Source organism: Streptomyces sp. NPDC046931, assembly GCF_040644655.1.
Lineage (GTDB): Bacteria > Actinomycetota > Actinomycetes > Streptomycetales > Streptomycetaceae > Streptomyces.
In genome coordinates this window covers 578,371-601,964 of the sequence record NZ_JBEYWX010000001.1, presented here as the reverse complement: position 1 = coordinate 601,964, position 23,594 = coordinate 578,371, and the positions used below count along the sequence as shown (strand labels likewise).

The window sequence follows — 23,594 nt, the reverse complement described above, 5'->3', positions numbered from 1 at the left end:
ATGGCTCGTACGCGCACGAAGATGATGACCGCGGCGCTCGCCGTGCTGGCGCTGACGACCGGCTGCGGTGCCGCCGACATGACCAAGCAGGCCTCGCCGTTCGCTGGTGCCCAGGGCGCGAGGACGGTGACCCTGTCGGTGCAGTCCTGGGTGGGCGCGCAGGCCAATGTGGCCGTGGCCCAGTACCTCCTGGAGCACAAGCTCGGCTACCGGGTCGACACCGTCCAGGTGGACGAGGTCCCCGCCTGGGACGCGCTCAGCCAGGGCCGGGTCGACGCGATCCTGGAGGACTGGGGCCACCCCGACCAGGAGAAGCGGTACGTCGACGACAAGAAGACCATCGCCCGGGGCGGCGGCCTCGGGGTGACCGGCCACATCGGCTGGTTCGTCCCGACGTACCTCGTCAAGCAGCACCCGGACATCACGGACTGGAGGAACCTCAACAAGTACGCGCATCTGTTCCGCACCGCGGAGAGCGGCGGCAAGGGGCAGCTGATGGACGGCTCGCCGTCCTACGTCACCAACGACAAGGCGCTGGTGGACAACCTGAAGCTGGACTACCAGGTGGTGTTCGCCGGTTCGGAGGCCGCGCAGATCACGCAGATCAGGCAGTTCGCCAAGGAGCACAAGCCCTATCTGACGTACTGGTACGCGCCGCAGTGGCTGTTCAAGAAGGTCCCGATGACCGAGGTGAAGCTGCCGCCGTACAAGGAGGGCTGTGACGCGGACGCGGCGAAGGTCACCTGTGCGTACCCGCACACGCCGTTGCAGAAGTACCTGAACGCCGGCTTCGCGAAGAGCGGCGGCAAGGCGGCGGCCTTCCTGAAGAAGTTCCGCTGGACCACCGAGGACCAGAACGAGGTCGCGTTGATGATCGCCGACCAGAAGCTGACCCCGGACCAGGCCGCCAAGAAGTGGGTGGACAGCCACCCCTCGACGTGGCAGGCGTGGCTGTCCTGAGCGGCCTTGCCGCAGCCGGGTGGCCGGTACGTCGCCGCGGGCGCCGACCGAACAGATACGGTCGGCGCCCGCGGCGACGTGCGGCGGGGCCCGTTCGATGGCCCCTCCGGGTTCCTGTCCCCCCACCGGCTCCCGTCCGCCCGGCGGGCCCTTACGAGTACTGCCCCGGCTGGTAGTGGCCCGGCACGGCCCGGGTCGTCACGCCGAACCGGTTCCAGGCGTTGATGACCGCGATCGCGGCGATCAGCTGGGACAGCTCCGCCTCGTCGAAGTGCTTGGCGGCCCGCTCGTACACCTCGTCCGGCACGAATCCCTCCGTGAGGACCGTGACCGCCTCCGTCAGTTCCAGCGCCGCGGCCTCCTTCTCCGTGTAGAAGTGCCGCGACTCCTCCCAGGCGCTGAGCTGGACGATCCGCTCGACGCTCTCGCCCGCGGCGAGCGCGTCCTTGGTGTGCATGTCGAGGCAGAAGGCGCAGTGGTTGAGCTGCGAGGCACGGATCTTCACCAGCTCGCGCAGCTTCGAGTCGAGACCCCGCCCGGCGGCCGCGTCGAGCCGGACCATCGCCCGGTAGACATCCGGGGCGTGCTGGGCCCAGTTCAGGCGGGGTGTGTGCTCGGGCGCGTACTCCGCGGTCGTGGCGGTGTCGCCGGTGGTGCCGCTGTTCGCCAGGGTGTGGTCGTTGGTCGTCATATTCTCGACCCTAGGAGTGAGGCAGCCCAGGAGTATGGTCCATTTCCGTGGAGAAACCATGGGCCACTCTGGGCGCCGACCTCTATCTGAAGCCGACCGGTCCGGGCCTGCGCCGGGGCCTGACCGACGCCCTGCGCGAGGCGGCGCGTACCGGGCGGCTGGCCCCCGGCACCCGGTTGCCCTCCTCCCGTTCGCTCGCGGCCGACCTGGGCGTCGCGCGCAACACGGTCGCCGACGCCTACGCCGACCTTGTCGCCGAGGGCTGGCTCACCGCACGCCAGGGCTCGGGCACCCGGGTCACCGACCGCGCGACGCCGCGGCCGCCCGGCCGGCCTGCCCCCCGGCCGCGGGAGCCTGGCCGCCTCCCGTACGACCTGGTCCCGGGGAGACCGGACCTCTCCTTCTTCCCGCGCACGGAATGGCTCAGGGCCGCCCGCCGCGCCCTGGCCTCCGCGCCTCACGAGGCCCTCGGCTACGACGATCCGCGCGGCCGGGCGGAGCTGCGCACCGCGCTCGCCGGCTATCTCTCCCGGGCCCGGGGCGTCCGCGCCGAACCCGACCGGATCGTCGTCGGCTCAGGGTTCGCACAGGGGTTGAAGCTGCTCGGCGAGGTGCTGCGCGGCCGTGCGGAGGGTTCGCCCGCCGCACCGGATGCGCTGGCCGTGGAGTCGTACGGCCTGGACGTGCACTGGGACATCGTGCAGCGGGCGGGTCTGCGCACGGTTCCGCTCCCGTTCGACGACCTCGGGACCCGGACGGACGCGCTGACCGGTGAGGCGGCGGTGCTGCTGAGCCCGGCGCACCAGTTCCCGATGGGCGGGGCGCTGCCGCCCGAACGGCGGGCCGCCGTGGTGGACTGGGCCCGCCGCACGGGGGGCCTGGTGCTGGAGGACGACTACGACGGCGAGTTCCGCTACGACCGCCAGCCGGTGGGCGCGCTCCAGGACCTCGACCCGGACCACGTGGTGTACCTGGGTACCGCCAGCAAGTCGCTGGCCCCCGGGCTGCGCCTGGGGTGGATGGTGCTGCCCCCGTCACTGGTACCGGAGGTGGTGGCCGTCCGGGAGGTCGGCGGCTGGTCCGGGGGTGTCCTCGACCAGCTGACGCTGGCGGAGTTCATCGTCTCGGGCGCCTACGATCGCCATGTCCGCGCCGCACGGCTGCGCTACCGGCGCCGCCGCGACGCCCTGGTCGAGGCGGTCGCCTCCCGCGCACCCCGGGTACGGATCAGGGGCATCGCGGCCGGCCTGCACGCCGTACTGGAGCTGCCGCCGGGCACCGAGGCGTCGGTGGTACGGGCGGCCGCCTGGCAGGGGCTGGCCGTCCACGGCCTGTCCCGCCACCGCCACCCGCACGCCGTCACCGAGCCCCTGGACGCCCTGGTCGTGGGCTACGGCACCCCACCGGACCACGCTTGGACGGGTGCCCTGGAGGCTCTGTGCCGCGCACTGCCGTGACGGTTCGCCGCCATGCGGAGAAGCGCGAGGTGAGGGGCGGCAGGAGGGGATCGATCGTGATCAGCTCCGGCCGAGCGGGGCTTTCGCCGCCTGTGCCGCCGGGGCCGGAGCCTCGCCGAAGCGGGCCAGCAGCAGCGCGCCCGCCACGGCGACGCAGAAGCCCGCTACCGCCAGCCAGGTCAGGCCCTCGCGGGTCCGGTCGCCCAGCCACACCACTCCGACCGCGGCCGGCCCCACCGTCTCGCCCACGACCAGACCCGCCGTCGCCACCGTCACCGACCCCCGCTCCAGGGCCGTGGTCAGCAGCAGGAAGGCGGCGCCGCCGCCCAGCAGCAGCGCGTACGTCGCCGGATTGGTGAGCAGGGTGGACGGCGCGAGTCCGTCGATCAGCCGTACCGCCACCTCGACGACGCCGAACCCGAACCCGGCGCCCAGCCCCAGCACCAGCGACCGCCCCCGCCCCGGCAGCCGCCCCCCGGCCGCCCCCAGGGCCGGCACGGCCACCGCGATCGCGAGCACCGCGTACTTCAGCGCGGTGGAGCCGGCCCGGCCGCCCTCGGCCCCGGAAGCAAGCCCCAGCAGGGCGAGCCCCCCGCACACCACCCCGACCGCGGCGCCCTCGCTCCCGGTCAGCCGCACCCCGAGCAGCCGTGTGCCGACCACCGCCGTCACGGCCAGACTCGAGGCGAGCGCCGCGCCCACCGCGTAGATCGGAAGCGACCGCAGCGCCGCGATCTGCAGGAGGAACCCGAGCCCGTCCAGCGCGAGCCCCGCCAGATACCGCCACTGCCGCAGGGCCCGCAGCAGCAGCGCCGCCTCCCCGCCCCCGCCGGTGCCGGCCGCGCGTGCCGCGACCGCCTGCAACACCGTCGCCGTACCGAAGCAGACCGCCGCACCGAGCGCGCACACCATTCCAAAGAACACAAAGCGACTGTAGGGGAGTGCACGAAGGCAGGGGGCCGATCGAACACCAGAGTGACCATCTCTAGTCTGGTGGCCGGAAACTTCTCACCGACGTCTCAACGACGTCTCACTCGGCGGGGGACACGAACATGGCGGACACACGCCGGCAGCTGCGCTCGGGCACGGTCGTCCTCGGCGGCATGGGACTCCTCGCCGCCGCCCTCACCGCCTGCTCCTCGGACCCGGACAAGCGCTGCGTCGACCGCGACAGCTACACCCTCGGCAAGGGCTACAAGGTCGTCGCCGACAAGTACTGCACCTCCTCCGGGCCGTCCACGCACGGCGGCTGGTACTACGGCGGCAACAAGAAGGGCGGCTTCGTGAACGGCGGTTCCTTCACCAGGCCGAAGAGCTCGGGCGGATCGGGCGGCGGCCACGGCGGCGTCGACCGCGGCGGCTTCGGCGGCCACGGCAAGTCCGGCGGCTGAGCGGCCGTGGAACGCCGCAGGGCCGAGCCTCGCCCCGACTGGCAACGCACCGTCGAGGCGCAGGGCCTCGTCTACCCGCTCACCCGCTACCCGGACGACTCCCTGCGCCCCTACTGGGACGAGAGCGCGTACTACGTCTTCTCGCTGGACGAGGTGGAGGCGCTGGAGGAGGTCGTCGAGGAACTGCACGGCATGTGCCTGGCCGCGGCCGCGCACATCGTCGAGGAGAACCGTTTCACCGACCTGGGCATCACCGACCCGCGCGTGGCCCGCGCGGTCGCCGACGCCTGGCGCCGCCGCGCCGAACTCCCCTCCCTCTACGGCCGGTTCGACCTGCGGTACGACGGGACGGGCCCGGCGAAGCTCCTGGAGTACAACGCCGACACACCCACGTCCCTGGTCGAGGCCGCCTCACCCCAGTGGTTCTGGATGCAGGAGCGCTTCCCGGGCGCGGACCAGTGGAACTCCCTCCACGAACGCCTGGTCGCCGCCTGGGAGAAGCAGTCCGCGCTTCTCCCGCCCGGCAGTCCGCTGTACTTCGCGCACTCCTCCGTCGACGAACTCGGCGAGGACCTCATGACGGTCGCGTACCTGAAGGAGACCGCCGAGCAGGCCGGGCTCGACACCGACTGGATCTCCATGGAGGAGATCGGCTGGGACCCGCTCTCACGGCGCTTCGTCGACAACCGGCTCCGCTTCATCCGCAGCTGCTTCAAGCTCTACCCCTGGGAGTGGCTCGTCGCCGACCGCTTCGGCGGCCATGTCCTCGACACCCTCGACAACGGCGGCGGCACGGGCAGCACGCTGTGGATCGAGCCCGCCTGGAAGATGCTGCTCAGCAACAAGGCGCTCCTCGCGATCCTCTGGGAGCTGTACCCGGGCCATCCCAATCTCCTCCCGGCCCACCTCGACGGCCCCCGCGACCTGGCGCACACCACGGGCTATGTCGCCAAGCCGCTCCTCGGCCGCGAGGGCGAGGGCGTGACCGTCCATCAGCCGGGCACCGAGCCCGTCGTCCGGGAAGAGCCGTGCTGCTACCAGGAACTGGCACCCCTTCCGTCCTTCGACGGCAACCGCGTCGTCCTCGGCGCCTGGGTCGTCGCGGACGAGTCCGCCGGGCTCGGCATCCGCGAGTCCTCCGGCCTGGTCACGGACGAGTACGCGCGGTTCCTGCCGCACGTGATCCTGTGAGACGCGCGCCGCACGCACCGTCGCTCGCATGGTGGACGCGGCGACCTGGCCGCCCGTAGCGCCGGGTAGGCTGATCGGCGGGCCGTGACTGGCGCGCTGGGATGGGACCGACCATCGGGGAGCGGCCCTGATGTGCGAGAGCCGTGCGCCTGGGCCGACCGTGAACCGTGACCGCTTCAAGCCACGCCACCCGGAGGCCGACATGCCGGAGCAGCAGCCCCTCTCCACCGAGTCCACCGCCTTCCGCGCCGCCCTCGACGTGATCCGCGCCGTCGAGCCGCGCGTCGCCGACGCCATCGGGCAGGAGGTCGCCGACCAGCGCGAGATGCTCAAGCTGATCGCCTCCGAGAACTACGCGTCCCCGGCCACCCTGCTGGCCATGGGCAACTGGTTCAGCGACAAGTACGCCGAGGGCACCGTCGGCCGCCGCTTCTACGCCGGCTGCCGCAATGTCGACACCGTCGAGTCGCTTGCCGCCGAGCACGCCAAGGAGCTGTTCGGCGCCCGCCACGCCTACGTCCAGCCGCACTCCGGCATCGACGCCAACCTCGTCGCCTTCTGGGCAGTCCTCGCCCAGCGCGTCGAGGCCCCCGCTCTGGAGAAGGCGGGCGTCCGCCAGGTCAACGAGCTCTCGGAGGAGGACTGGGCCGAGCTGCGCCGGGCCTTCGGCAACCAGCGCATGCTCGGCATGTCCCTGGACGCGGGCGGCCACCTCACCCACGGCTTCCGCCCGAACATCTCCGGCAAGATGTTCGACCAGCGTTCCTACGGCACCGACCCGGCCACCGGTCTGATCGACTACGAGGCGCTGCGCACGTCGGCCCGCGAGTTCAAGCCGCTGATCATCGTCGCGGGCTACTCGGCCTACCCCCGCCTGGTGAACTTCCGGATCATGCGCGAGATCGCCGACGAGGTCGGCGCCACGCTCATGGTCGACATGGCCCACTTCGCCGGCCTGGTCGGGGGCAAGGTCCTGACCGGCGACTTCGACCCGGTCCCGCACGCGCAGATCGTCACGACCACCACCCACAAGTCGCTGCGCGGCCCGCGCGGCGGCATGGTCCTGTGCGACGACTCCCTGAGGGACCAGGTCGACCGCGGCTGCCCGATGGTGCTCGGCGGACCGCTTCCGCATGTGATGGCCGCGAAGGCGGTGGCCCTCGCGGAGGCCCGGCAGGACTCCTTCCGCGGCTACGCCCAGCGGATCGTGGACAACTCCCGCGCCCTGGCCGAGGGTCTGATGCGCCGCGGCGCCACGCTGGTCACGGGCGGCACGGACAACCACCTGAACCTGATCGACGTGGCCTCCTCCTACGGTCTCACCGGCCGCCAGGCGGAGGCGGCCCTGCTGGAGTCGGGCATCGTCACCAACCGCAACGCCATCCCGGCCGACCCGAACGGCGCCTGGTACACCTCCGGCATCCGCATCGGCACGCCCGCGCTCACCACCCGGGGCCTCGGCACGGCGGAGATGGACGAGATCGCGGCGCTGATCGACCGCGTCCTGACGACGGCCGTCCCCGGCACCACCGGCAAGGGCACCCCGTCCAAGGCGCAGCACGTCCTGGACCCGAAGATCGCCGACGAGATCGCCCACCGGGCGAGCGACCTGCTCCAGGGCTTCCCGCTCTACCCCGAGATCGACCTGGGCTGACCCGGTCGCCGGCGGCCCCCCGGCCGTCCATGGACCGATCAGCTCCTGCCGCGGCCCGGAGGCACCCCTGCCTCCGGGCCGCGGCCCGTCTCCCTCCGCTGCCCGAGCGGTCCGCCGGACCTGAGAGAATGGTGAACATGGCTTCCGACAGTCCTCGCGTGCTCTCCGGCATCCAGCCCACCGCCGGCTCGTTCCACCTCGGCAACTACCTCGGTGCCGTCCGCCAGTGGGTGGCCCTTCAGGAGACCCACGACGCGTTCTACATGGTCGTCGACCTGCACGCGCTCACGGTCCTGCAGGACCCGAAGGAGCTGCGTGCCAACACCCGCCTGGCGGCCGCCCAGCTGCTCGCGGCCGGGCTGGACCCGGAGCGGTGCACGCTCTTCATCCAGAGCCACGTCCCCGAGCACGCCGAGCTCGCCTGGGTCATGAACTGTCTCACCGGCTTCGGCGAGGCCAGCCGGATGACCCAGTTCAAGGACAAGTCCGCCAAGCAGGGCGCCGACCGCGCGAGCGTCGGCCTGTTCACGTACCCGATCCTCCAGGTCGCCGACATCCTGCTGTACCAGGCGAACGAGGTCCCGGTCGGTGAGGACCAGCGCCAGCACATCGAGCTGACCCGCGACCTCGCCGAGCGCTTCAACGGCCGCTTCGGCGAGACCTTCACGCTCCCGCGGCCGTACATCCTCAAGGAGACGGCGAAGATCTACGACCTTCAGGACCCGTCGACCAAGATGAGCAAGTCGGCGTCCACACCGAAGGGCCTGATCAACCTGCTCGACGACCCGAAGGCCACCGCCAAGAAGGTCAAGAGCGCCATCACGGACGCGGACACCGTGATCAGGTTCGACGTGGAGGAGAAGCCGGGGATCAGCAACCTGCTGACCATCTACTCGACCCTCACCGGCACCGGTATCGCCGAATTGGAGCAGCGGTACGACGGCAAGGGCTACGGCGCCCTCAAGTCGGACCTCGCCGAGATCATGGTCGACTTCGTGGCACCGTTCCGGGAGCGCACCCAGCAGTACCTGGACGACCCCGAAACCCTGGACGGCGTACTGGCGAAGGGCGCGGAGAAGGCGCGTGCGGTGGCGTCCGAGACGCTCTCCCAGGCATACGACAGGGTGGGCTTCCTGCCCGCCAAGCACTGACCCGCGCCGTGCCCCGACGCGCCCTGGAGTGCTGCACTCCACTCTGACTGTGCCTGCCCGATGGCAGGGCGTGGTCGTACAGTCGGAATGCGAACACCACAGCGGCAGCCCGCCCTGCCCCGGCCACGCACACCAACACGACGACAGGAGACGACGTGGGGACCGTAACGATCGGTGTGTCGATCGCGGTCCCGGAGCCTCACGGCAGCCTGCTCCAGGAGCTGCGCGCGGGCTTCGGCGACGCCGCGGCTCACGGTATTCCCACGCATGTCACCCTGCTGCCGCCGACGGAGGTCGACGGCTCCGAGCTGCCCGCGATCGAGGCGCACCTCTTCGAGGTCGCGGCGGCCGCGCGTCCCTTCCCGATGCGGCTGTCCGGGACGGGCACGTTCCGTCCCCTGTCACCCGTGGTGTACATCCGGGTCGTCGAGGGCGCGCAGGGGTGCGCCTGGCTTCAGAAGCAGGTCCGGGACGCGTCCGGGCCGGTGGCGCGGGACCTGCTGTTTCCGTACCACCCGCATGTCACGGTGGCGCACGGGATCGACGAGGCGTCCATGGACCGGGCGTACGAGGAACTGGCCGACTACGAGGCCGAGTGGCCGTGCACCGGCTTCGCGCTGTACGAGCAGGGCCCGGACGCCGTCTGGCGCAAACTGCGGGAGTTCCCGTTCGGCGGCGCGGTGGTGCCGCCCCAGGCCACGGCCCCGACCGAGGGCGCCTCCCTTCCCGCCCACCAGGGCCAGGGCCTCTCGTTTGGATCACGCCGGGCTCGCGGGGTCTGGCCTGATCCGAACGAAAGACCCTAGGCCCGAACCCGGCCTTTCACGTTCAGCAGGGTCGGGGCGAAGCGGCCGCCCGTCAGCCCGTCAGCCCGTCAGCCCGTCAGCCCGTCGGGCCGGCAGGCCCGTCCTGCCCTAGAGGGGAAGGCGCCGGAACAGGACCCTCGGCAGATGCCGCAGGGCCGACATCACCAGACGCAGGGCCCCCGGCACCCACACCACCTCCGACCGCCTCCGCAGCCCCAGTTCGATCGCCGTGGCGACCTCCTCCGGGGTCGTGGTCAGCGGTCCCTGGTCCCGTGCGGCCGTGCCGGGCCCGCCCAGGGGCGCGGGACGTACGACCATGACATGCACACCGGTGCCGTACAGCGCGTCACCGAGGCCCTGCGCGAACGTGTCGAGCCCCGCCTTGCTGGAGCCGTAGATGAAGTCCTTTCGGCGGGCGCGCTCACCGGCGACCGACGACAGGACGACCAGCGAACCGTGGCCCTGCTCCTGGAGCGCCCGGGCGCACACCAGTCCCGCCGAGACGGCACCCGTGTAGTTGGTCTGCGCGACGCGCGCCGCGGCCACCGGGTCGCGCTCGTCGGTCGCCTGGTCGCCGAGCACACCGAACGCGAGCAGCACCAGATCGATGTCCCCCTCCACGAACACCTTGCCGAGCGCGCTGTCATGGGACTCGGGGTCGAGCGCGTCGAAGGCGACGGTGAACGTGTCGGCGCCGAGCCCGCGCAGGTGTCCGGCGGCCCTCTCCAGCTCGGGGGAGGGACGGCCGGCCAGCCAAACGGTCCGGGCGCCCCGGGCGATCAGGCGGCGGGCGGTGGCCAGCGCGATCCCGGAGGTGCCGCCGAGGATCAGCAGGGAGCGGGGAGCGCCGAAAGCATCCTTGTGGGCAGGCATGACCGTGACCGTAGCGTTGCAAAAGAGGCATAACCTCTCAATATCCCCACTCGACGTCGCTCCTCACTGAAATGGGTGATGCGGGGAAGCCGGAGTAGGCCGGGAGACGGCAAGGGTCACGAGGGGAGCGTCGGAACATGGACTGGCTGAAGAGACTCCCCGGCATCGGGCCGCTGGCCGTCCGGCTGACGGCCACGCACGCCTGGCGCTCGTACGAACGCCTCGACCGGGTGAAATGGGCCCGGCTCGCGGCCGCCATGACGTTCGTCAGCTTCGTGGCGCTCTTCCCGCTGCTCACCGTCGCCGCCGCGATCGGTGCCGCGACCCTCAGCGTGGAACAGCAGAACAAGCTCCAGGGCAAGGTCGCCGAACAGTTCCCCGGCATCTCCGACCAGCTCGACGTCCACGGCCTGGTGCAGAACGCCGGCACCGTCGGCGTCATCGCCGGTGCCACCCTGTTCCTCGTCGGCATCGGCTGGGTCGGCCAGATACGGGACTGCCTGCGCGCGGTGTGGGAACTGCCCGACCGCGGCGAGAACCCGGTGCTGGCCAAGGTCAAGGACGGTGTGGTGCTCGTCGGCCTCGGCGGCGCGGTCCTGGTGACCATCGCCATCTCCACCGTCGCCAACGCCCTGGTCGACTGGATGGCCGGGGAACTCGGCCTCGACCACGGCGGCTGGGGCAGCGTGCTGCTGCGCATCGCCGCCTTCGCCGTCGCCGTCCTCGCCGACTTCCTGGTCCTGCTGTACGTCCTCACCCTGCTGCCCGGCGTGGAACCCCCGCGACGCCGGCTGCTGACATCCGCCCTGATCGGCGCGGTCGGCTTCGAACTGCTCAAGCTGCTGCTCAGCGGCTACATCCAGGGTGTCGCCTCGAAGAGCATGTACGGCGCCTTCGGGGTGCCGGTCGCGCTGCTGCTGTGGATCAACTTCACCGCCAAACTGGTGCTGTTCTGCGCCGCCTGGACGGCGACGGGGAGCAGCGCGACCGACGAGGTCACGGACGCGTCCGGCGGCGTACCAGATCGGGCAGCGGCCAACGGCGGTTGACCAGGAAGACGCCCACGGCGAGCAGGAGGAGCACTCCGGCCGAGACGGCGAGTGCCACTCCGACCCCGCTGGAGCCGCCCTTGAGCGGGGCTGCCACCGGCTTGCCGGTCCCCCCGCCCGTTCCCTTGCCGTCGGATGCCCCGGTGCCGCCGCCCTGGCCGCCCGTACCGGCGCCCCTGGGCGCGACCAGCTCGCCCACCGGCCGGACCTTCCCGGCCGCGCTGAAGCCCCAGTCGAACAACCGGGCGGTCTCCCGGTAGACCTCGTTGTGGTCCTTCTTCTCCGGGTTCATCACCGTGACGAGCAGCACCCTGCCGTTGCGTTCGGCGACTCCGGTGAAGGTGGCGCCGGCGTTGGTGGTGTTGCCGTTCTTCACTCCCGCGATGCCCCGGTAGGGGGTGATGTCGGTGTCCCCGGCCAGCAGCCGGTTGGTGTTCTGTATCTCGAAGGACCCGCGGGTCGTCTTGCCCTTCTTCTTCGTGGTCTCGCCCGGGAACGAGGCCCGCACCGTGGAGCAGTACTCCCGGAAGTCCTTCTTCTGGAGCCCGGACCGGGCGAACAGCGTCAGGTCGTACGCCGACGAGACCTGCCCGGGCGCGTCATAGCCGTCCGGGCTGACCACGTGCGTGTCGAGGGCCTGCAACTCCTCGGCGTGGGCCTGCATGTCCTTGACGGTCCGTCCGACCCCGTGGTTCATCGCGGACAGCACATGCACGGCGTCGTTCCCGGAGCGCAGGAAGACACCGAGCCACAGGTCGTGGACCGTGTAGCTCTCGCCCTCCTTGATCCCGACCATGCTGGACCCGGCGCCGATGCCGGCCAGGTCCGAGGGGAGCACCTTGTGTGACTCGCCCCGGGGGAACTTGGGCAGCACGGTGTCCGCGAACAGCATCTTCATGGTGCTCGCCGGGGGCAGCCGCCAGTGCGCGTTGTGGGCGGCCAGAACGTCACCCGACTCGGCGTCGGCGACGATCCAGGAGCGCGCGGTCAGGTCCTTCGGGAGCACCGGGGCGCCGCCGGCGAGGTTCACCTGGGTGCCCGGCTTGCCGAGCAGTTCGCCGCCGACCGTGGACATCACCGCCGGAGGCTTGGCCGAAGCGGCCACGGTCGGGCTGTGCGGGGCCGCGAACGCGGTCGCGGGTGCGGCGAGCGAGAGGGACAACACGGCGGCGGAGGCGATCGGCAGGCGACGCCCGGCGATCTTCTTCAAGGCGGACACGGTCGCGAACGTACCGGGTGCGCGACGGTAAGTCCCGGCCGGTCCCAGCCTATGCCGGACACCCCTGGGTGAACGGCCACCCCGGAGCGGCGATACTGAGGGTATGAAGCTCAGCCGCCCCATCTCCTGGTTCCTGCTCGCCTTCGGGGTGTGGAGCTGGGTCATCTGGATCACTTTCGTCAAGAACCTGTGGAAGGACGGCAGCGGACTCGCGTTCGACGACGCGGGGAATCCGACGGCGTACTTCTGGGTCCACCTGACGCTCGCCGTCGTCTCCTTTGTCTTGGGGACAGTCATCGGCGTCATCGGGTTGCGCGGACTGCGCGCGCTGCGACGAACGCCATAACGGGGAGCGGACACGCGGTGGTTGTCGTCTTCGTCCTCATCGCCGTGACCGTCCTGGCGGCGTTCGCGGCGCTGCACCGGTACGCATGGCGCCGGCTGGTCCACGACACGACCCGCGGCCCTGGCCTCGCCCGGCGCACCGGCACGGCCGTGTTCGTCGCCGGGCCGGTGCTGACGGTCGCGGCCCTGGTCACCGAGCGCGCCGGAGCCCCCTTCTGGCTCCAGCGCGTCCTGGGCTGGCCGGGCTTCCTGTGGATGGCGCTGTCGCTGTACATGCTGCTGGCGCTGGTCGCGGGCGAAGCCGTACGGCCACTGGTCCGTCGTCTGGCGGCCCACGGCACGCGGGCGCGGCGGACGGCATCGAGCCTCCCGCCGGTACCGCCGGGAACGACACACCCGGCTCCCCGGACGGGGCCGGGGCCGGGCGCGCGGCCGGGGCCGGCCGCCGGGCGGCTGTCGGAGACCGCGCTGGACACGGAGCTCGTGTCCGAGCCCGCCGCGGGTTCCGCGAGGGAGCCGGACCCGGGTCCCGCCACCGCGCTCGCCCTCCCCTCCCGCCGTCTCCTCGTCTCTCGTGTCGTGGGCGGGGCCGTGGCCGCTGCCGCGGTCGGCACCGTCGGCTACGGCACGTACGGCGTGCTGCGCGGCCCGGCGGTGAAGCGCGTCACGGTCCCGCTGGCCAGACTCCCGCGCTCCGCGCACGGTTTCCGTATCGCCGTCGTGAGCGACATCCACCTCGGCCCCGTGCTCGGCCGGGGCTTCGCACAGCGCGTGGTCGACACGATCAACTCGACCCAGCCGGACCTGATCGCGGTCGTCGGCGACCTGGTCGACGGCAGCGTGAAGGACCTGGGCCCCGCGGCGGCACCGCTGTCGCGGCTCAGGGCCCGCCACGGCAGCTACTTCGTCACCGGCAACCACGAGTACTACTCCGGCGCGGACCAGTGGATCGAGGAGGTGCGCAGGCTCGGCCTGCACCCGCTGGAGAACGCGCGTACGGAACTGCCCGCCTTCGACCTGGCCGGCGTCAACGACCTGGCGGGCGAGAGCGAGGGCGAGGGCCCCGACTTCAGCAAGGCGCTCGGCGACCGGGACACCGCACGCGCCGTCGTCCTCCTGGCCCACCAGCCCGTCCAGATCCACGAGGCCGTGCGGCATCACGTGGACCTCCAGCTCTCCGGTCACACCCACGGCGGCCAGCTCTGGCCCGGCGACCTCGTCGCGGCCGCCGCCAATCCGACCGTCGCGGGCCTGGACCGCTACGGCGACACCCAGCTGTACGTCTCCCGGGGAGCGGGCGCCTGGGGGCCGCCGACGCGGGTGGGGGCTCCGTCGGACATCACGATTGTGGAACTGGCGTCGCGCCAGGCCTGAACCGCAAGCGCTTCACCTGTGGTGAAACCGGCCTGAAACAACCCGCTCGGTAAGTTCATCCTCACCTCACCAAATGCCCCTTCCCCAAGGTGAACCGCTGTGATTGGGTGATCCGCGCCACAGGGGAGTGGCATGCGCTGAGGGCCTGGGGAGGGGCGCCGATGCGATCGGCTCGTACGCGGATTCTCGCGACCGTGCTGGTACTGGCGGGCGTGGGAGTAGGCGGGTGGCAGCTGCTGCCCGCCAAGGAGAACTCCGGCAAGCCCATCACGGTCGGCACATCGGACGCCGTCACCTCGCTCGATCCGGCGGGAGCCTACGACGCCGGTTCCTGGGCGCTGTTCAGCAACGTCTTCCAGTCGCTGCTGACCTTCGAACCCGACGGCGCCGCGCCCGTGCCGGACGCCGCCCAAAGCTGTGACTTCGTGGGGACGGACCTGACGGTGTACCACTGCACCCTCCGCAAGGGACTGCTGTTCCCCAGCGGGCGCGCGATGACCGCCGAGGACGTCAAGTACTCCTTCGACCGGGTCAAGGGCATCAACTCCGACGTCGGCCCCGCGAGCCTGCTCGAGACGCTGCACTCGGTCGAAGCCGACGGACTCACCGTCACCTTCCATCTGTCGTCGCCCGACGCGACGTTCCCGTTCAAGGTGGCCACCGGCGCCGGCTCGATCGTCGACCGCACCACATACCCGAGCGACGCGCTGCGCAGGGACGACGGCGTCGACGGGACCGGCCCGTACACCCTGACGTCGTACACCAAGGACAAGAAGGCCGTCCTCGCCCACAACAAGCACTACCAGGGGGATGTGAAGGACAGCGGCCATCCGGTCGTGCTGCGCTACTACGCCGACCCGGCCGCCCTGGAGAGGGCGTGGAAGGCCAAGGACGTCGACGTCGCCACGCGTCAGCTGCCGCCCTCCGCGCTCGCCGGTCTCTCGCCCGGCGACCCCCGCCGGCGCGTCAGCGAGGCCGACAGCGCCGAGACCCGCAACCTGGTGCTCGACACCGCCGCCGGATCACCGCTGCACGACCGCCGCGTCCGCCAGGCCGTCGCCCTGCTGATCAACCGCGAGGAACTGGTCGGCAAGGTGTACGAGGGCACCACCGACCCGCTGTACTCGCTGATCCCGGCGGGCATCACGGGGCACACCACCTCCTTCTTCGACGCCTACCCCAGGCCCGACCCGCAGAGGGCCCGCGCCCTGCTCACCGCGGCGGGCGCGAAGGAGCCGGTCAGCTTGACCTACGGCTACGCGCAGGGCCGGGGCGCCGCCGCCGACGAGGCCGCCGAGCTGAAGCGGCAGCTGGAGTCGAGCGGGCTGTTCAAGGTGGACACCAAGGGATACGAGTGGACCGACTTCCAGAAGCGGTACGCGAGCGGCGGTTTCGACGCGTACGCCGTCGGCTGGGTCGCCGACTTCCCCGACCCGGACACCTTCGGCGCCGCGCTGGTCGGCACCGGCAGCAGCATGAAGAACGGCTACAGCAGCCAGGACGTCGACCGTCTGATACTGGACAGCCAGCGCTTCCCGGACCGCAGCCGTACCGCCGAGGACTTCCAGCGGATGCAGGGGATCGTGGCCCGGGACGTACCGCTGATCCCCCTGTGGCAGCGCAAGGAGTACGTGGTCAGCAGCGAGGACGTCGGCGGCGGACAGTACCTGTCGGACGGCACCGGTGTCTTCCGGCTGTGGCGGCTGGGCCGGATCTGACGAGCCCGGACCGCTCAGCCGCCCTGCTTCTGCCGTCCCACATCGAGGATCTCCCCCACGTCCAGGGTGACTTCGGCGCCGAGGGAGTCGGGGAGGGTGACGAGTTCGCCGGCGGCGTGGACGCGGTGGGTGGCGTAGCCGCCCTCTTCCGGGTCGGTGAGCACGTGGAGGCGCCGGTGCCGGCGGTCGACGATCAGGAACACGGGGACATGGGCGTCGGCGTATGCGGTCACCTTGGTGCGCAGGTCCGTCTCCCAGTTGTCGGAGGTGACCTCCAGGACGAGCCGGAAGGCCACCGGGTCGTAGCAGTTGTCCTCGACAAGGTGTTCCTCGATGTCGGTGTCGGCGATCGCCAGGTCGGGGACGGCGTAGTCCTCGCCCGTGCGAAGCCACAGGCCGATGCCCTGGAGCACCTCGTCGAGGCCGGCCCCGATGAACGGGCGCATCAGCTCCGTCAGGGCGCGCGTGTGGGGGGCGTCCGGGGGCGGGGACACGAGGATCTGGCCTCCGATGATCTCGACTCGGTAGCCCGGAAGGCGGTCCATGATCCGATTCGCCTCAGCGATCAGCGGACGCTCGCCATGGGGCCACTCGGCAGCTGCTGCTGACATCAGACGCCTCCTGGGAGCTGGTGCCGAGAACATCATCGTAGGCGGGGGAGCCCGGGGGTGTCCCGGTCACGGCGCCTCCCCCGATCGTGGCCGCACACAGCACGAGGGCCCCGTTCCCAGGGGAAACGGGGCCCTCGGAGGCTTGCCGGAGGAAAGACTCAGAAGCGGCGCGTGATGAGCGCTCGCTTCACCTCCTGGATCGCCTTGGTCACCTCGATGCCACGCGGGCAGGCGTCCGTGCAGTTGAACGTCGTGCGGCAGCGCCACACGCCGTCCTTGTCGTTGAGGATCTCCAGCCGCTGCTCGCCGGCGTCGTCACGCGAGTCGAAGATGAAGCGGTGCGCGTTGACGATCGCCGCCGGGCCGAAGTACTGCCCGTCGTTCCAGAACACCGGGCACGAGGACGTGCAGGCGGCGCACAGGATGCACTTCGTGGTGTCGTCGAAGCGCTCGCGTTCCTCGGGCGACTGCAGGCGCTCGCGCGTCGGCTCGTTGGTGTCCTTCGCGATCAGGAAGGGCATCACGTCCCGGTACGCCTGGAAGAACGGCTCCATGTCCACGACCAGGTCCTTGAGGACCGCAAGGCCCTTGATGGGCTCGATCGTGATCGGCTTCTCGGGGTTGATGTCCTTGATCAGGGTCTTGCAGGCCAGACGGTTCTTGCCGTTGATCCGCATGGCGTCCGAGCCGCAGATGCCGTGGGCGCAGGAGCGGCGGAACGTAAGGGTGCCGTCGATGTCCCACTTGATCTTGTGCAGACCGTCGAGGACGCGCTCCTTGGGGTCGATCTCCAGCTGGAAGTCTTCCCAGGTGGCCTCCGCCGAGACCTCCGGGTTGAAGCGGCGGACCCGGAAGGTGACCGTGATGTAGGGGGACGCCGCCTGGGCCTCCGCCTCGGCCTTGTCCAGAACAGGGGTTGCCATCAGTACTTACGCTCCATCGGCTGGTAGCGGGTCTGGACGACCGGCTTGTAGTCGAGACGGATGGACTCGGTGCCGTCGTCGCCCACCTCGCGGTACGCCATGGTGTGGCGCATGAAGTTGACGTCGTCGCGGTTCGGGTAGTCCTCGCGGTAGTGGCCGCCGCGGGACTCCTTGCGGGCCAGGGCCGACACCGCCATGACCTCGGCCAGGTCGAGCAGGTTGCCCAGCTCGATGGCCTCCAGCAGGTCCGTGTTGAACCGCTTGCCCTTGTCCTGGATCGCCACGTTCTTGTAGCGCTCCCTGAGCTCGGCGATCTTCTCGACCGCCGTCTTGATCGTCTGCTCGGTGCGGAACACCATGACGTTCGCGTCCATGGTCTCCTGGAGCTCGCGCCGCAGCTCCGCCACCCGCTCGTTGCCCGTCGACGACCGCAGCTGCTCGATCTGCGAGACGACCAGCTCCGCCGGGTTCTCCGGCAGCTCGACGAACTGTGCCTTCTGCGAGTACTCCGCCGCCGCGATGCCCGCGCGCCGTCCGAAGACGTTGATGTCCAGCAGCGAGTTGGTGCCGAGGCGGTTGGCGCCGTGGACGGACACACAGGCGACCTCGCCGGCCGCGTACAGGCCCGGGACCACCGTGGTGTTGTCCGAGAGGACCTCACCCTGGACGTTCGTCGGGATGCCGCCCATCGCGTAGTGCGCGGTCGGCTGGATCGGGATCGGGTCCGTGTAGGGCTCGATGCCGAGGTACGTCCGGGCGAACTCCGTGATGTCGGGCAGCTTGGCGTCCAGCTGCTCCGGCGGGAGGTGGGTGAGGTCCAGGTAGACGTGGTCGCCCTCGGGGCCGCAGCCCCGGCCCTCGCGGATCTCCGTGTAGATGGAGCGGGACACGACGTCACGCGACGCGAGGTCCTTCATGACGGGCGCGTACTTCTCCATGAAGCGCTCGCCGTCCTTGTTGCGGAGGATGCCGCCCTCACCGCGCGCACCCTCGGTGAGGAGGATGCCCATGCGCCAGATGCCGGTCGGGTGGAACTGGAAGAACTCCATGTCCTCCAGCGGCAGACCCCGGCGCCAGACGGCGGCCTGGCCGTCACCGGTCAGCGTGTGCGCGTTCGACGTCACCTTGAAGAACTTGCCGCAGCCGCCGGAGGCGTAGATCACGGCCTTCGCCTGGAAGACGTGGATCTCGCCGGTCGCCAGCTCGTAGGCCACCACACCGGCCGACTTCTTGATGCCGTCGACCTCGGTGATCAGCTGGTCCAGGACGTAGAACTCGTTGAAGAACTCCACGCCCTCCTTGACGCAGTTCTGGTACAGCGTCTGGAGGATCATGTGGCCGGTGCGGTCGGCCGCGTAGCAGGAGCGGCGGACCGGGGCCTCGCCGTGGTTGCGGCTGTGACCGCCGAAGCGGCGCTGGTCGATGGTGCCGTTCGGGGTCCGGTTGAACGGCAGGCCCATCTTCTCCAGGTCGAGGACCGCGTCGATGGCCTCCTTCGCCAGGATCTCGGCGGCGTCCTGGTCGACCAGGTAGTCACCGCCCTTGACCGTGTCGAAGGTGTGCCACTCCCAGTTGTCCTCCTCCACGTTGGCCAGCGCGGCGGCCATGCCGCCCTGCGCGGCGCCCGTGTGGGAGCGGGTCGGGTAGAGCTTCGTGAGCACGGCGGTGCGGCTGCGCTTCGTCGACTCGATGGCGGCGCGCATGCCGGCGCCGCCGGCGCCGACGATGACGGTGTCGTACTTGTGGATCTTCATGATTCTCGCAGCCCCGTGCCTAGCGGATGTTCGGGTCGAAGGTGAAGATCACCAGCGTGCCCAGCAGGATGGTGAACACCGTGGCGGTGTACAGCAGGCTCTTCAGCCACAGACGCGTGCTCGCCTGCTCGGCGTAGTCGTTGACGACGGTACGCAGGCCGTTGGCGCCGTGCAGCATGGCGAGCCACAGCATGGCGAGGTCCCAGACCTGCCACCACGGGGAGGCCCAGCGGCCGGCCACGAAGGCGAAGCCGATCTTGGACACGCCGCCGTCGAGGACCAGCTGGATCAGCAGGTGGCCGAGGACCAGGACGACCAGGACGATGCCGGACAGGCGCATGAACAGCCAGCCGTACATCTCGAAGTTGCCGCGGGTCGACTTGGGGGTCTTCTTCGTCCGCTTGCGCGGCGGCTCGATGACCGGCGCCGGGTTGTCGACGTCGTACAGCGAGGCACCCTCGACGGGGCCGATGCCGGAGGCGGTGGTTTCAGTCGTGGACATGCGCGTCAGCTCCCGAACACTTCACGAGCGGCGTGGCCGAGGACGGGGTAGACGGCCCCGAGCATCAGCACGATCCAGAGGCCGACGACCGTCCAGAGCATCTGCTTCTGGTAGCGCGGGCCCTGCGACCAGAAGTCGACGGCGATGACGCGCAGGCCGTTCAGCGCGTGGAAGAGGATGGCGGCGACCAGGCCGTACTCCAGCACGGCGACGATCGGCGACTTGTACGTGGCCACGACCTTGTCGTAGGCCTCGGGGGAGACACGGACGAGAGCGGTGTCCAGCACGTGTACGAACAGGAAGAAGAAGATGAGGACGCCGGTGACTCGGTGAGCCACCCAGGACCACATTCCTTCCCGGCCGCGGTACAGCGTTCCAGCCGGCACGGAAGAACCCTCCGGGAGCGGGGACTAGGGCCGCGCCGGCTTCTGTGTCGGTCGGGCCCGGCCGGGTACGGTCCACCGGCCCCCAGCATCGTAGCGACGTGTTCTCGGAACGCTTACGGCGGCCCTGCCGATGTGATCAAACCGGCAATCAAACGAGCACGGACGGGCTACTGGGAGGGGTTACGGGGGCGGGTCATGGGACGCCATGACCTAGGGGGGCGTGCCCCGCCATCGGCAGACCGGACGGGTTCCGGACGACGCGCGCCAGTCTGCCCTTCGCCAGGCGGCGCAGTTCCTCGGCCGCCAGCAGGCGTTCTTCCTCGGGATCGTTCGCCAATCGTGACCGGATGGCGGCCAGCATCAGGTCGGCGGACTCGTCCGGGGTCACCTCGTCCAGACAGATGACGAACACGTGTCCGAAGCGGCTCTCGTATGCCGCGTGCGCGGCGCTCAGGGCGGTGTGGGCCGCGGAGTAGGCGCCGTCGGGCAGCAGGGTGAGTGTCTCGCCCGCCAGCGCTTCGGCGAGGTCCGCGGGTGACAGGTCGTACGCCGCCTCGTCGGCCGCGGCGAGCAGGGAGTCCATATCGGGGTAGGGGCGGTGTTCGGCGACGCGGTGGACCCAGCGCAGGCTGCGGCAGCAGGCCGAAAGGGCGCGCCGGGCCTGGTCGGCGGGCGCGGAGTTGAACCGCTCCAGGCCGACGGAGGCGGCGGTGCGCTGTTGTGCCGGCAGGGCGGTGGCGCGGGGGAGACGGTGCGCGGGCAGCGTGGGTCCTCGGCGGGTGGCGGGTGGGAGGAAGCGGAAAATGCGCCGTCACGTTATCCACGGCGGTCGGTTGGGCGTCCAGCGGCCGCCTGAATTTCACCCGAACAGGAGAGTTTCAAGGCTGCTTGTGGACGATCAGGGCGGGCTGTGGCCGTAAGTTCGGAAGGGACAAATGGGGGCAGATGTGCGGAGGTGGGTAGCGTGTGGTCCATAGTCGGGCGAATACCTACGGATGTGGTGTGTGACGTGGGGCAGAGGCTGATGCACACGGTGAGGCCGTACGCGGCTGCGGTGCGGGGTGCGGAGCGGTGACCGGCCGGAGGCGGCGGACTTCCGAGGAGAAGACGCGCGCAAAGCGCAACGGGTTGCTGCTGGGTGCCGCGGTCGTCACCGCCGGCGCGATCGCGGCGGCGGTGACGCTGTGGCCGTCGGGTGGCGGCGCGCCCAAGGTGGGCAGCTCCGCCACGTCCCCGACCGGCTCCCCGGTTCCGTCCCCGACGCGGTCCTACCCCCTTTCGCAGGCGCCCCGCACCATTCCGGCCGTCCGTGGGTTCACCGCCGCCCGCGGTCCGGGCTGGCGGCCCGCCTCCGGGGGCCGGGTGGTCGTGGCCGACGCCGCTCTCGCCGACGAGGGGCGGCTGCTGGCGGGGGAGCTGGGTTTGGCGTACGCGGGGCAGACCGGTGCGCGCGCCGGCGACGTGGAACTCGACGTGACCGGGAGCGGCGACCAGGAGTCGTATGTCCTGACCGTCCAGAACGGGCGGGTCCGGATCACCGGCCCGGGCGAGGCCGGGGTCTTCTACGGGACCCGCACCCTCAAGCAGGTGGTGCACGGCGGCGGCACCGCGCCCGAGGGCGTCGTCCGTGACACGCCGGCGAAGTCCCGGCGCGGCCTCATGCTCGACATCGCCCGTAAGTACTACACGGCCGGGTGGATCGAGGACCGCATCCGGGAGCTGGGCGATCTGAAGTACAACGAGATCGGGCTGCACTTCTCCGACGACCAGGGCTTGCGTATCGAGTCGTCCTCGCATCCGGAGATCGTGGCCGCCCAGCACCTGAGCAAGGCGGAGGTCAAGGCGATCGTCGACCTGGCCGCGAGCCGGCACATCGCCGTCGTCCCCGAGATCGACTCGCCAGGCCATTTGGGCGCCGTGATCGCCGCGCACCCCGACCTCCAGCTGCGCAACGCCAACGGCGCGGCCTTCCAGGGATCGGTCGACATCTCCAAGCCGGCCGCCGCGAAGATCGTGGACGACCTTCTGAACGAGTACGCGGGCGTGTTCCCGGCTCCCTTCTGGCACCTCGGCGGCGACGAGTACCTGGCGCTCACGGTGGCGAACCCGTCCGCCTCCTTCCCGCAGCTCGTCGCCGCCGCGCGGGCCAAGTACGGCCCGAGGGCGGGAGTTGCGGACCTCACCACCGGCTGGCTCAACGACCGGGCGAACGTGATGCGCGGCCACGGCCGCACCATGCGCGCCTGGAACGACGGCTTCTACCGCTCGAGCGCGGTGTCACCGGCCAAGGACCTCCAGGTCGCGTACTGGACCGGCAAGGAGACCGGAGCCCGGCAGCCGGCGGAGTACCTCGGGGCGGGCCGGCAGCTGATCAACTACAACGACGAGTACCTCTACTACGTGCTCGGCCAGCCGCAGACCTTCGTCTACCCCACCGGCCAGCGCATCTACGAGCAGTGGACACCGCGTGTGGTCCGGGGCACGGCGGCGGTGCCCGCCCAGTACGACGGGCAGATCCTCGGCGGAGTGTTCGCGGTGTGGGGGGACCGTCCGAACGCGCAGACCCAGGACCAGGTGGCGGCCGGGATCCGTATGCCGCTGCGGGCGTTGGTCCAGAAGCTGTGGGATTCGCGCCCACCGGCGCTGTCCTGGGCGCAGTTCCGGCAGTTGGCGGACCGTCTGGGATGACGGCGGGCCGTGGTCCGTCCGGCCGGAACGGGTCCCCGGTTGGCGGAATGCTGTATTCCGGGCACACATCCGGTGCCGGTGTGTTCTATTCGGTACCTCTGCGGCGGAACCGAGGACGCAATGGCCGAAAATACCTCTTCGGGGTGCCCGACCGGGGCGACGGGGCGTCTCTGTGACACTCCGGGTCCGTTGCACGCAGTAAGGGGAAGTGCGGGCTCCGTAGACGTGAGGCGCCCCGTCGAGGCGTTTCGAGGAGGCGTGATGAGCCTGGTGGACCTGATCGCACAGGCCGACGAGCGTGCACTCGCGGCAAGCGGACTGGCTTGTTTGGATCGGTGTGTTCCCCTCCTCGGAGGCGACGACGACATCCTGCGCCCGCTGTGGGCGAGCCTCGTCGAGGGCCATGAGTGGGAGGAGCGGCTCGCGAAGGCGCGGACCGGACTGGACAGCGGGGAGGAGGACGCCTCCGCGGAGTGCGCCTCCGAGGCCGAGGCCGCCCGGCTCGCCCGCCGGATGCTGGAGGACGTCCCCGCCGAGCCGTCCGCCGACGCTCTGCGCCGGTGGGCCGATGCCTGCTCGGTCGCCGCGCTCCGGATCCACCAGTTGCTGGATCCTGCCGACGACGACGGCGACTCCTCGGTGGCCGCCCACCGTGAGGGCCTCACGGACGGCATGTCACCGCTGGTCGCCGCCGAACTGCGACGCCAGGTGACCGTCCTGGAACTGGTCGCCGACCACGGAGCGACCGGACTGCGGCAGGCCCGTGATGTGTCGACCGAGGGGCGACGGGTACTGCAGGCGGTGGTCTCCCGCCGCGCCCGAGGCCGGTCCTAGAGACCTGCCTAAACCCC

The 23,594-nt window shown here is 70.8% G+C and carries 23 protein-coding genes and 1 riboswitch; of the genes, 13 read left to right on the top strand and 10 right to left on the bottom strand.

Annotated features, from left to right (window positions below):
• Positions 1–960, top strand: a complete 960-nt coding sequence (locus tag ABZ876_RS02740) for an ABC transporter substrate-binding protein (RefSeq protein ID WP_361773211.1) — start codon at positions 1–3, stop codon at positions 958–960.
• Between the two features lie 151 nt (positions 961–1,111).
• Here ABZ876_RS02740 and ABZ876_RS02735 read toward each other — a convergent pair whose 3' ends face one another.
• Positions 1,112–1,651 carry a carboxymuconolactone decarboxylase family protein gene (locus ABZ876_RS02735; protein WP_361773209.1) on the bottom strand — a complete coding sequence of 180 codons (540 nt, stop codon included), beginning with the start codon at positions 1,649–1,651 and terminating at the stop codon, positions 1,112–1,114.
• A gap of 47 nt (positions 1,652–1,698) precedes the next feature.
• Between ABZ876_RS02735 and ABZ876_RS02730 the strand changes: the two genes are divergently transcribed.
• Positions 1,699–3,108 (top strand): PLP-dependent aminotransferase family protein, encoded by a 1,410-nt coding sequence (locus ABZ876_RS02730; protein ID WP_361773207.1) that lies wholly within the window; start codon positions 1,699–1,701, stop codon positions 3,106–3,108.
• A gap of 60 nt (positions 3,109–3,168) precedes the next feature.
• Here ABZ876_RS02730 and ABZ876_RS02725 read toward each other — a convergent pair whose 3' ends face one another.
• A complete protein-coding gene (locus ABZ876_RS02725; RefSeq protein WP_361773909.1) occupies positions 3,169–4,020 on the bottom strand; it encodes a hypothetical protein in 852 nt (283 codons plus the stop codon).
• Between the two features lie 140 nt (positions 4,021–4,160).
• Here ABZ876_RS02725 and ABZ876_RS02720 point away from each other — a divergent pair, with 140 nt between their 5' ends.
• The 5 genes from ABZ876_RS02720 to ABZ876_RS02700 all read left to right on the top strand — a co-directional run bounded on the left by ABZ876_RS02720 (position 4,161) and on the right by ABZ876_RS02700 (position 9,301).
• Entirely contained in the window at positions 4,161–4,499 is a 339-nt protein-coding gene (locus tag ABZ876_RS02720) for a hypothetical protein (RefSeq protein ID WP_361773204.1), read from the top strand.
• Positions 4,500–4,505: 6 nt separating this feature from the next.
• Positions 4,506–5,690, top strand: coding sequence for a glutathionylspermidine synthase family protein (locus ABZ876_RS02715; RefSeq protein WP_361773201.1), 1,185 nt, complete (start codon positions 4,506–4,508; stop codon positions 5,688–5,690).
• Between the two features lie 74 nt (positions 5,691–5,764).
• A riboswitch (ZMP/ZTP riboswitch) is annotated at positions 5,765–5,852 on the top strand.
• Positions 5,853–5,892: 40 nt separating this feature from the next.
• Positions 5,893–7,344, top strand: coding sequence for a glycine hydroxymethyltransferase (locus tag ABZ876_RS02710; RefSeq protein ID WP_361773198.1), 1,452 nt, complete (start codon positions 5,893–5,895; stop codon positions 7,342–7,344).
• Between the two features lie 137 nt (positions 7,345–7,481).
• Positions 7,482–8,495, top strand: a complete 1,014-nt coding sequence (gene trpS, locus ABZ876_RS02705) for a tryptophan--tRNA ligase (protein WP_361773195.1) — start codon at positions 7,482–7,484, stop codon at positions 8,493–8,495.
• A 155-nt stretch (positions 8,496–8,650) separates the two neighbouring features.
• Complete coding sequence (locus tag ABZ876_RS02700; RefSeq protein ID WP_361773193.1) at positions 8,651–9,301, top strand: 2'-5' RNA ligase family protein; 651 nt, start codon at positions 8,651–8,653, stop codon at positions 9,299–9,301.
• Between the two features lie 108 nt (positions 9,302–9,409).
• On the opposite strand, the gene ABZ876_RS02695 is transcribed toward ABZ876_RS02700, so the two are convergent.
• A complete protein-coding gene (locus tag ABZ876_RS02695; protein WP_361773190.1) occupies positions 9,410–10,174 on the bottom strand; it encodes an SDR family NAD(P)-dependent oxidoreductase in 765 nt (254 codons plus the stop codon).
• 137 nt (positions 10,175–10,311) lie between these two features.
• Here ABZ876_RS02695 and ABZ876_RS02690 point away from each other — a divergent pair, with 137 nt between their 5' ends.
• Positions 10,312–11,223 carry a YihY/virulence factor BrkB family protein gene (locus ABZ876_RS02690; protein ID WP_361773187.1) on the top strand — a complete coding sequence of 304 codons (912 nt, stop codon included), beginning with the start codon at positions 10,312–10,314 and terminating at the stop codon, positions 11,221–11,223.
• Here the strand turns inward: ABZ876_RS02690 and ABZ876_RS02685 are convergent.
• The gene (locus ABZ876_RS02685) at positions 11,171–12,442 is read right to left on the bottom strand and encodes a D-alanyl-D-alanine carboxypeptidase (protein WP_361773184.1); all 1,272 of its coding nucleotides are present in this window, start codon (positions 12,440–12,442) and stop codon (positions 11,171–11,173) included. The genes ABZ876_RS02690 and ABZ876_RS02685 overlap by 53 nt on opposite strands.
• A 103-nt stretch (positions 12,443–12,545) precedes the next feature.
• On the opposite strand from ABZ876_RS02685, the gene ABZ876_RS02680 reads away from it, so the two are divergent.
• From ABZ876_RS02680 to ABZ876_RS02670, 3 genes are all read left to right on the top strand, one after another.
• A complete protein-coding gene (locus ABZ876_RS02680; protein ID WP_361773181.1) occupies positions 12,546–12,788 on the top strand; it encodes a hypothetical protein in 243 nt (80 codons plus the stop codon).
• A gap of 17 nt (positions 12,789–12,805) precedes the next feature.
• Positions 12,806–14,161: a metallophosphoesterase gene (locus ABZ876_RS02675; RefSeq protein WP_361773178.1), complete on the top strand. Its 1,356-nt coding sequence runs from the start codon at positions 12,806–12,808 to the stop codon at positions 14,159–14,161.
• Positions 14,162–14,322: 161 nt separating this feature from the next.
• Positions 14,323–15,879 (top strand): ABC transporter substrate-binding protein, encoded by a 1,557-nt coding sequence (locus ABZ876_RS02670; RefSeq protein ID WP_361773175.1) that lies wholly within the window; start codon positions 14,323–14,325, stop codon positions 15,877–15,879.
• 14 nt (positions 15,880–15,893) lie between these two features.
• On the opposite strand, the gene ABZ876_RS02665 is transcribed toward ABZ876_RS02670, so the two are convergent.
• The 6 genes from ABZ876_RS02665 to ABZ876_RS02640 form a co-directional block, all read right to left on the bottom strand.
• Entirely contained in the window at positions 15,894–16,490 is a 597-nt protein-coding gene (locus ABZ876_RS02665) for a Uma2 family endonuclease (protein ID WP_361773172.1), read from the bottom strand.
• Between the two features lie 158 nt (positions 16,491–16,648).
• Positions 16,649–17,413: a succinate dehydrogenase iron-sulfur subunit gene (locus ABZ876_RS02660; protein ID WP_361773169.1), complete on the bottom strand. Its 765-nt coding sequence runs from the start codon at positions 17,411–17,413 to the stop codon at positions 16,649–16,651.
• The gene (gene sdhA, locus ABZ876_RS02655; protein ID WP_361773167.1) at positions 17,413–19,167 is read right to left on the bottom strand and encodes a succinate dehydrogenase flavoprotein subunit; all 1,755 of its coding nucleotides are present in this window, start codon (positions 19,165–19,167) and stop codon (positions 17,413–17,415) included. Before sdhA ends, ABZ876_RS02660 begins: the two co-directional genes overlap by 1 nt.
• Positions 19,168–19,186: 19 nt before the next feature.
• Positions 19,187–19,669 carry a succinate dehydrogenase hydrophobic membrane anchor subunit gene (locus ABZ876_RS02650; RefSeq protein WP_361773164.1) on the bottom strand — a complete coding sequence of 161 codons (483 nt, stop codon included), beginning with the start codon at positions 19,667–19,669 and terminating at the stop codon, positions 19,187–19,189.
• A 5-nt stretch (positions 19,670–19,674) separates the two neighbouring features.
• Positions 19,675–20,055, bottom strand: coding sequence for a succinate dehydrogenase, cytochrome b556 subunit (gene sdhC, locus ABZ876_RS02645; protein WP_361773161.1), 381 nt, complete (start codon positions 20,053–20,055; stop codon positions 19,675–19,677).
• 193 nt (positions 20,056–20,248) lie between these two features.
• The gene (locus ABZ876_RS02640; RefSeq protein ID WP_361773906.1) at positions 20,249–20,785 is read right to left on the bottom strand and encodes a 2-oxo-4-hydroxy-4-carboxy-5-ureidoimidazoline decarboxylase; all 537 of its coding nucleotides are present in this window, start codon (positions 20,783–20,785) and stop codon (positions 20,249–20,251) included.
• A gap of 398 nt (positions 20,786–21,183) precedes the next feature.
• Here ABZ876_RS02640 and ABZ876_RS02635 point away from each other — a divergent pair, with 398 nt between their 5' ends.
• Positions 21,184–22,743 carry a glycoside hydrolase family 20 protein gene (locus tag ABZ876_RS02635; RefSeq protein ID WP_361773903.1) on the top strand — a complete coding sequence of 520 codons (1,560 nt, stop codon included), beginning with the start codon at positions 21,184–21,186 and terminating at the stop codon, positions 22,741–22,743.
• A gap of 261 nt (positions 22,744–23,004) precedes the next feature.
• Complete coding sequence (locus ABZ876_RS02630; RefSeq protein WP_361773158.1) at positions 23,005–23,577, top strand: hypothetical protein; 573 nt, start codon at positions 23,005–23,007, stop codon at positions 23,575–23,577.
• Positions 23,578–23,594 lie beyond the last annotated feature (17 nt).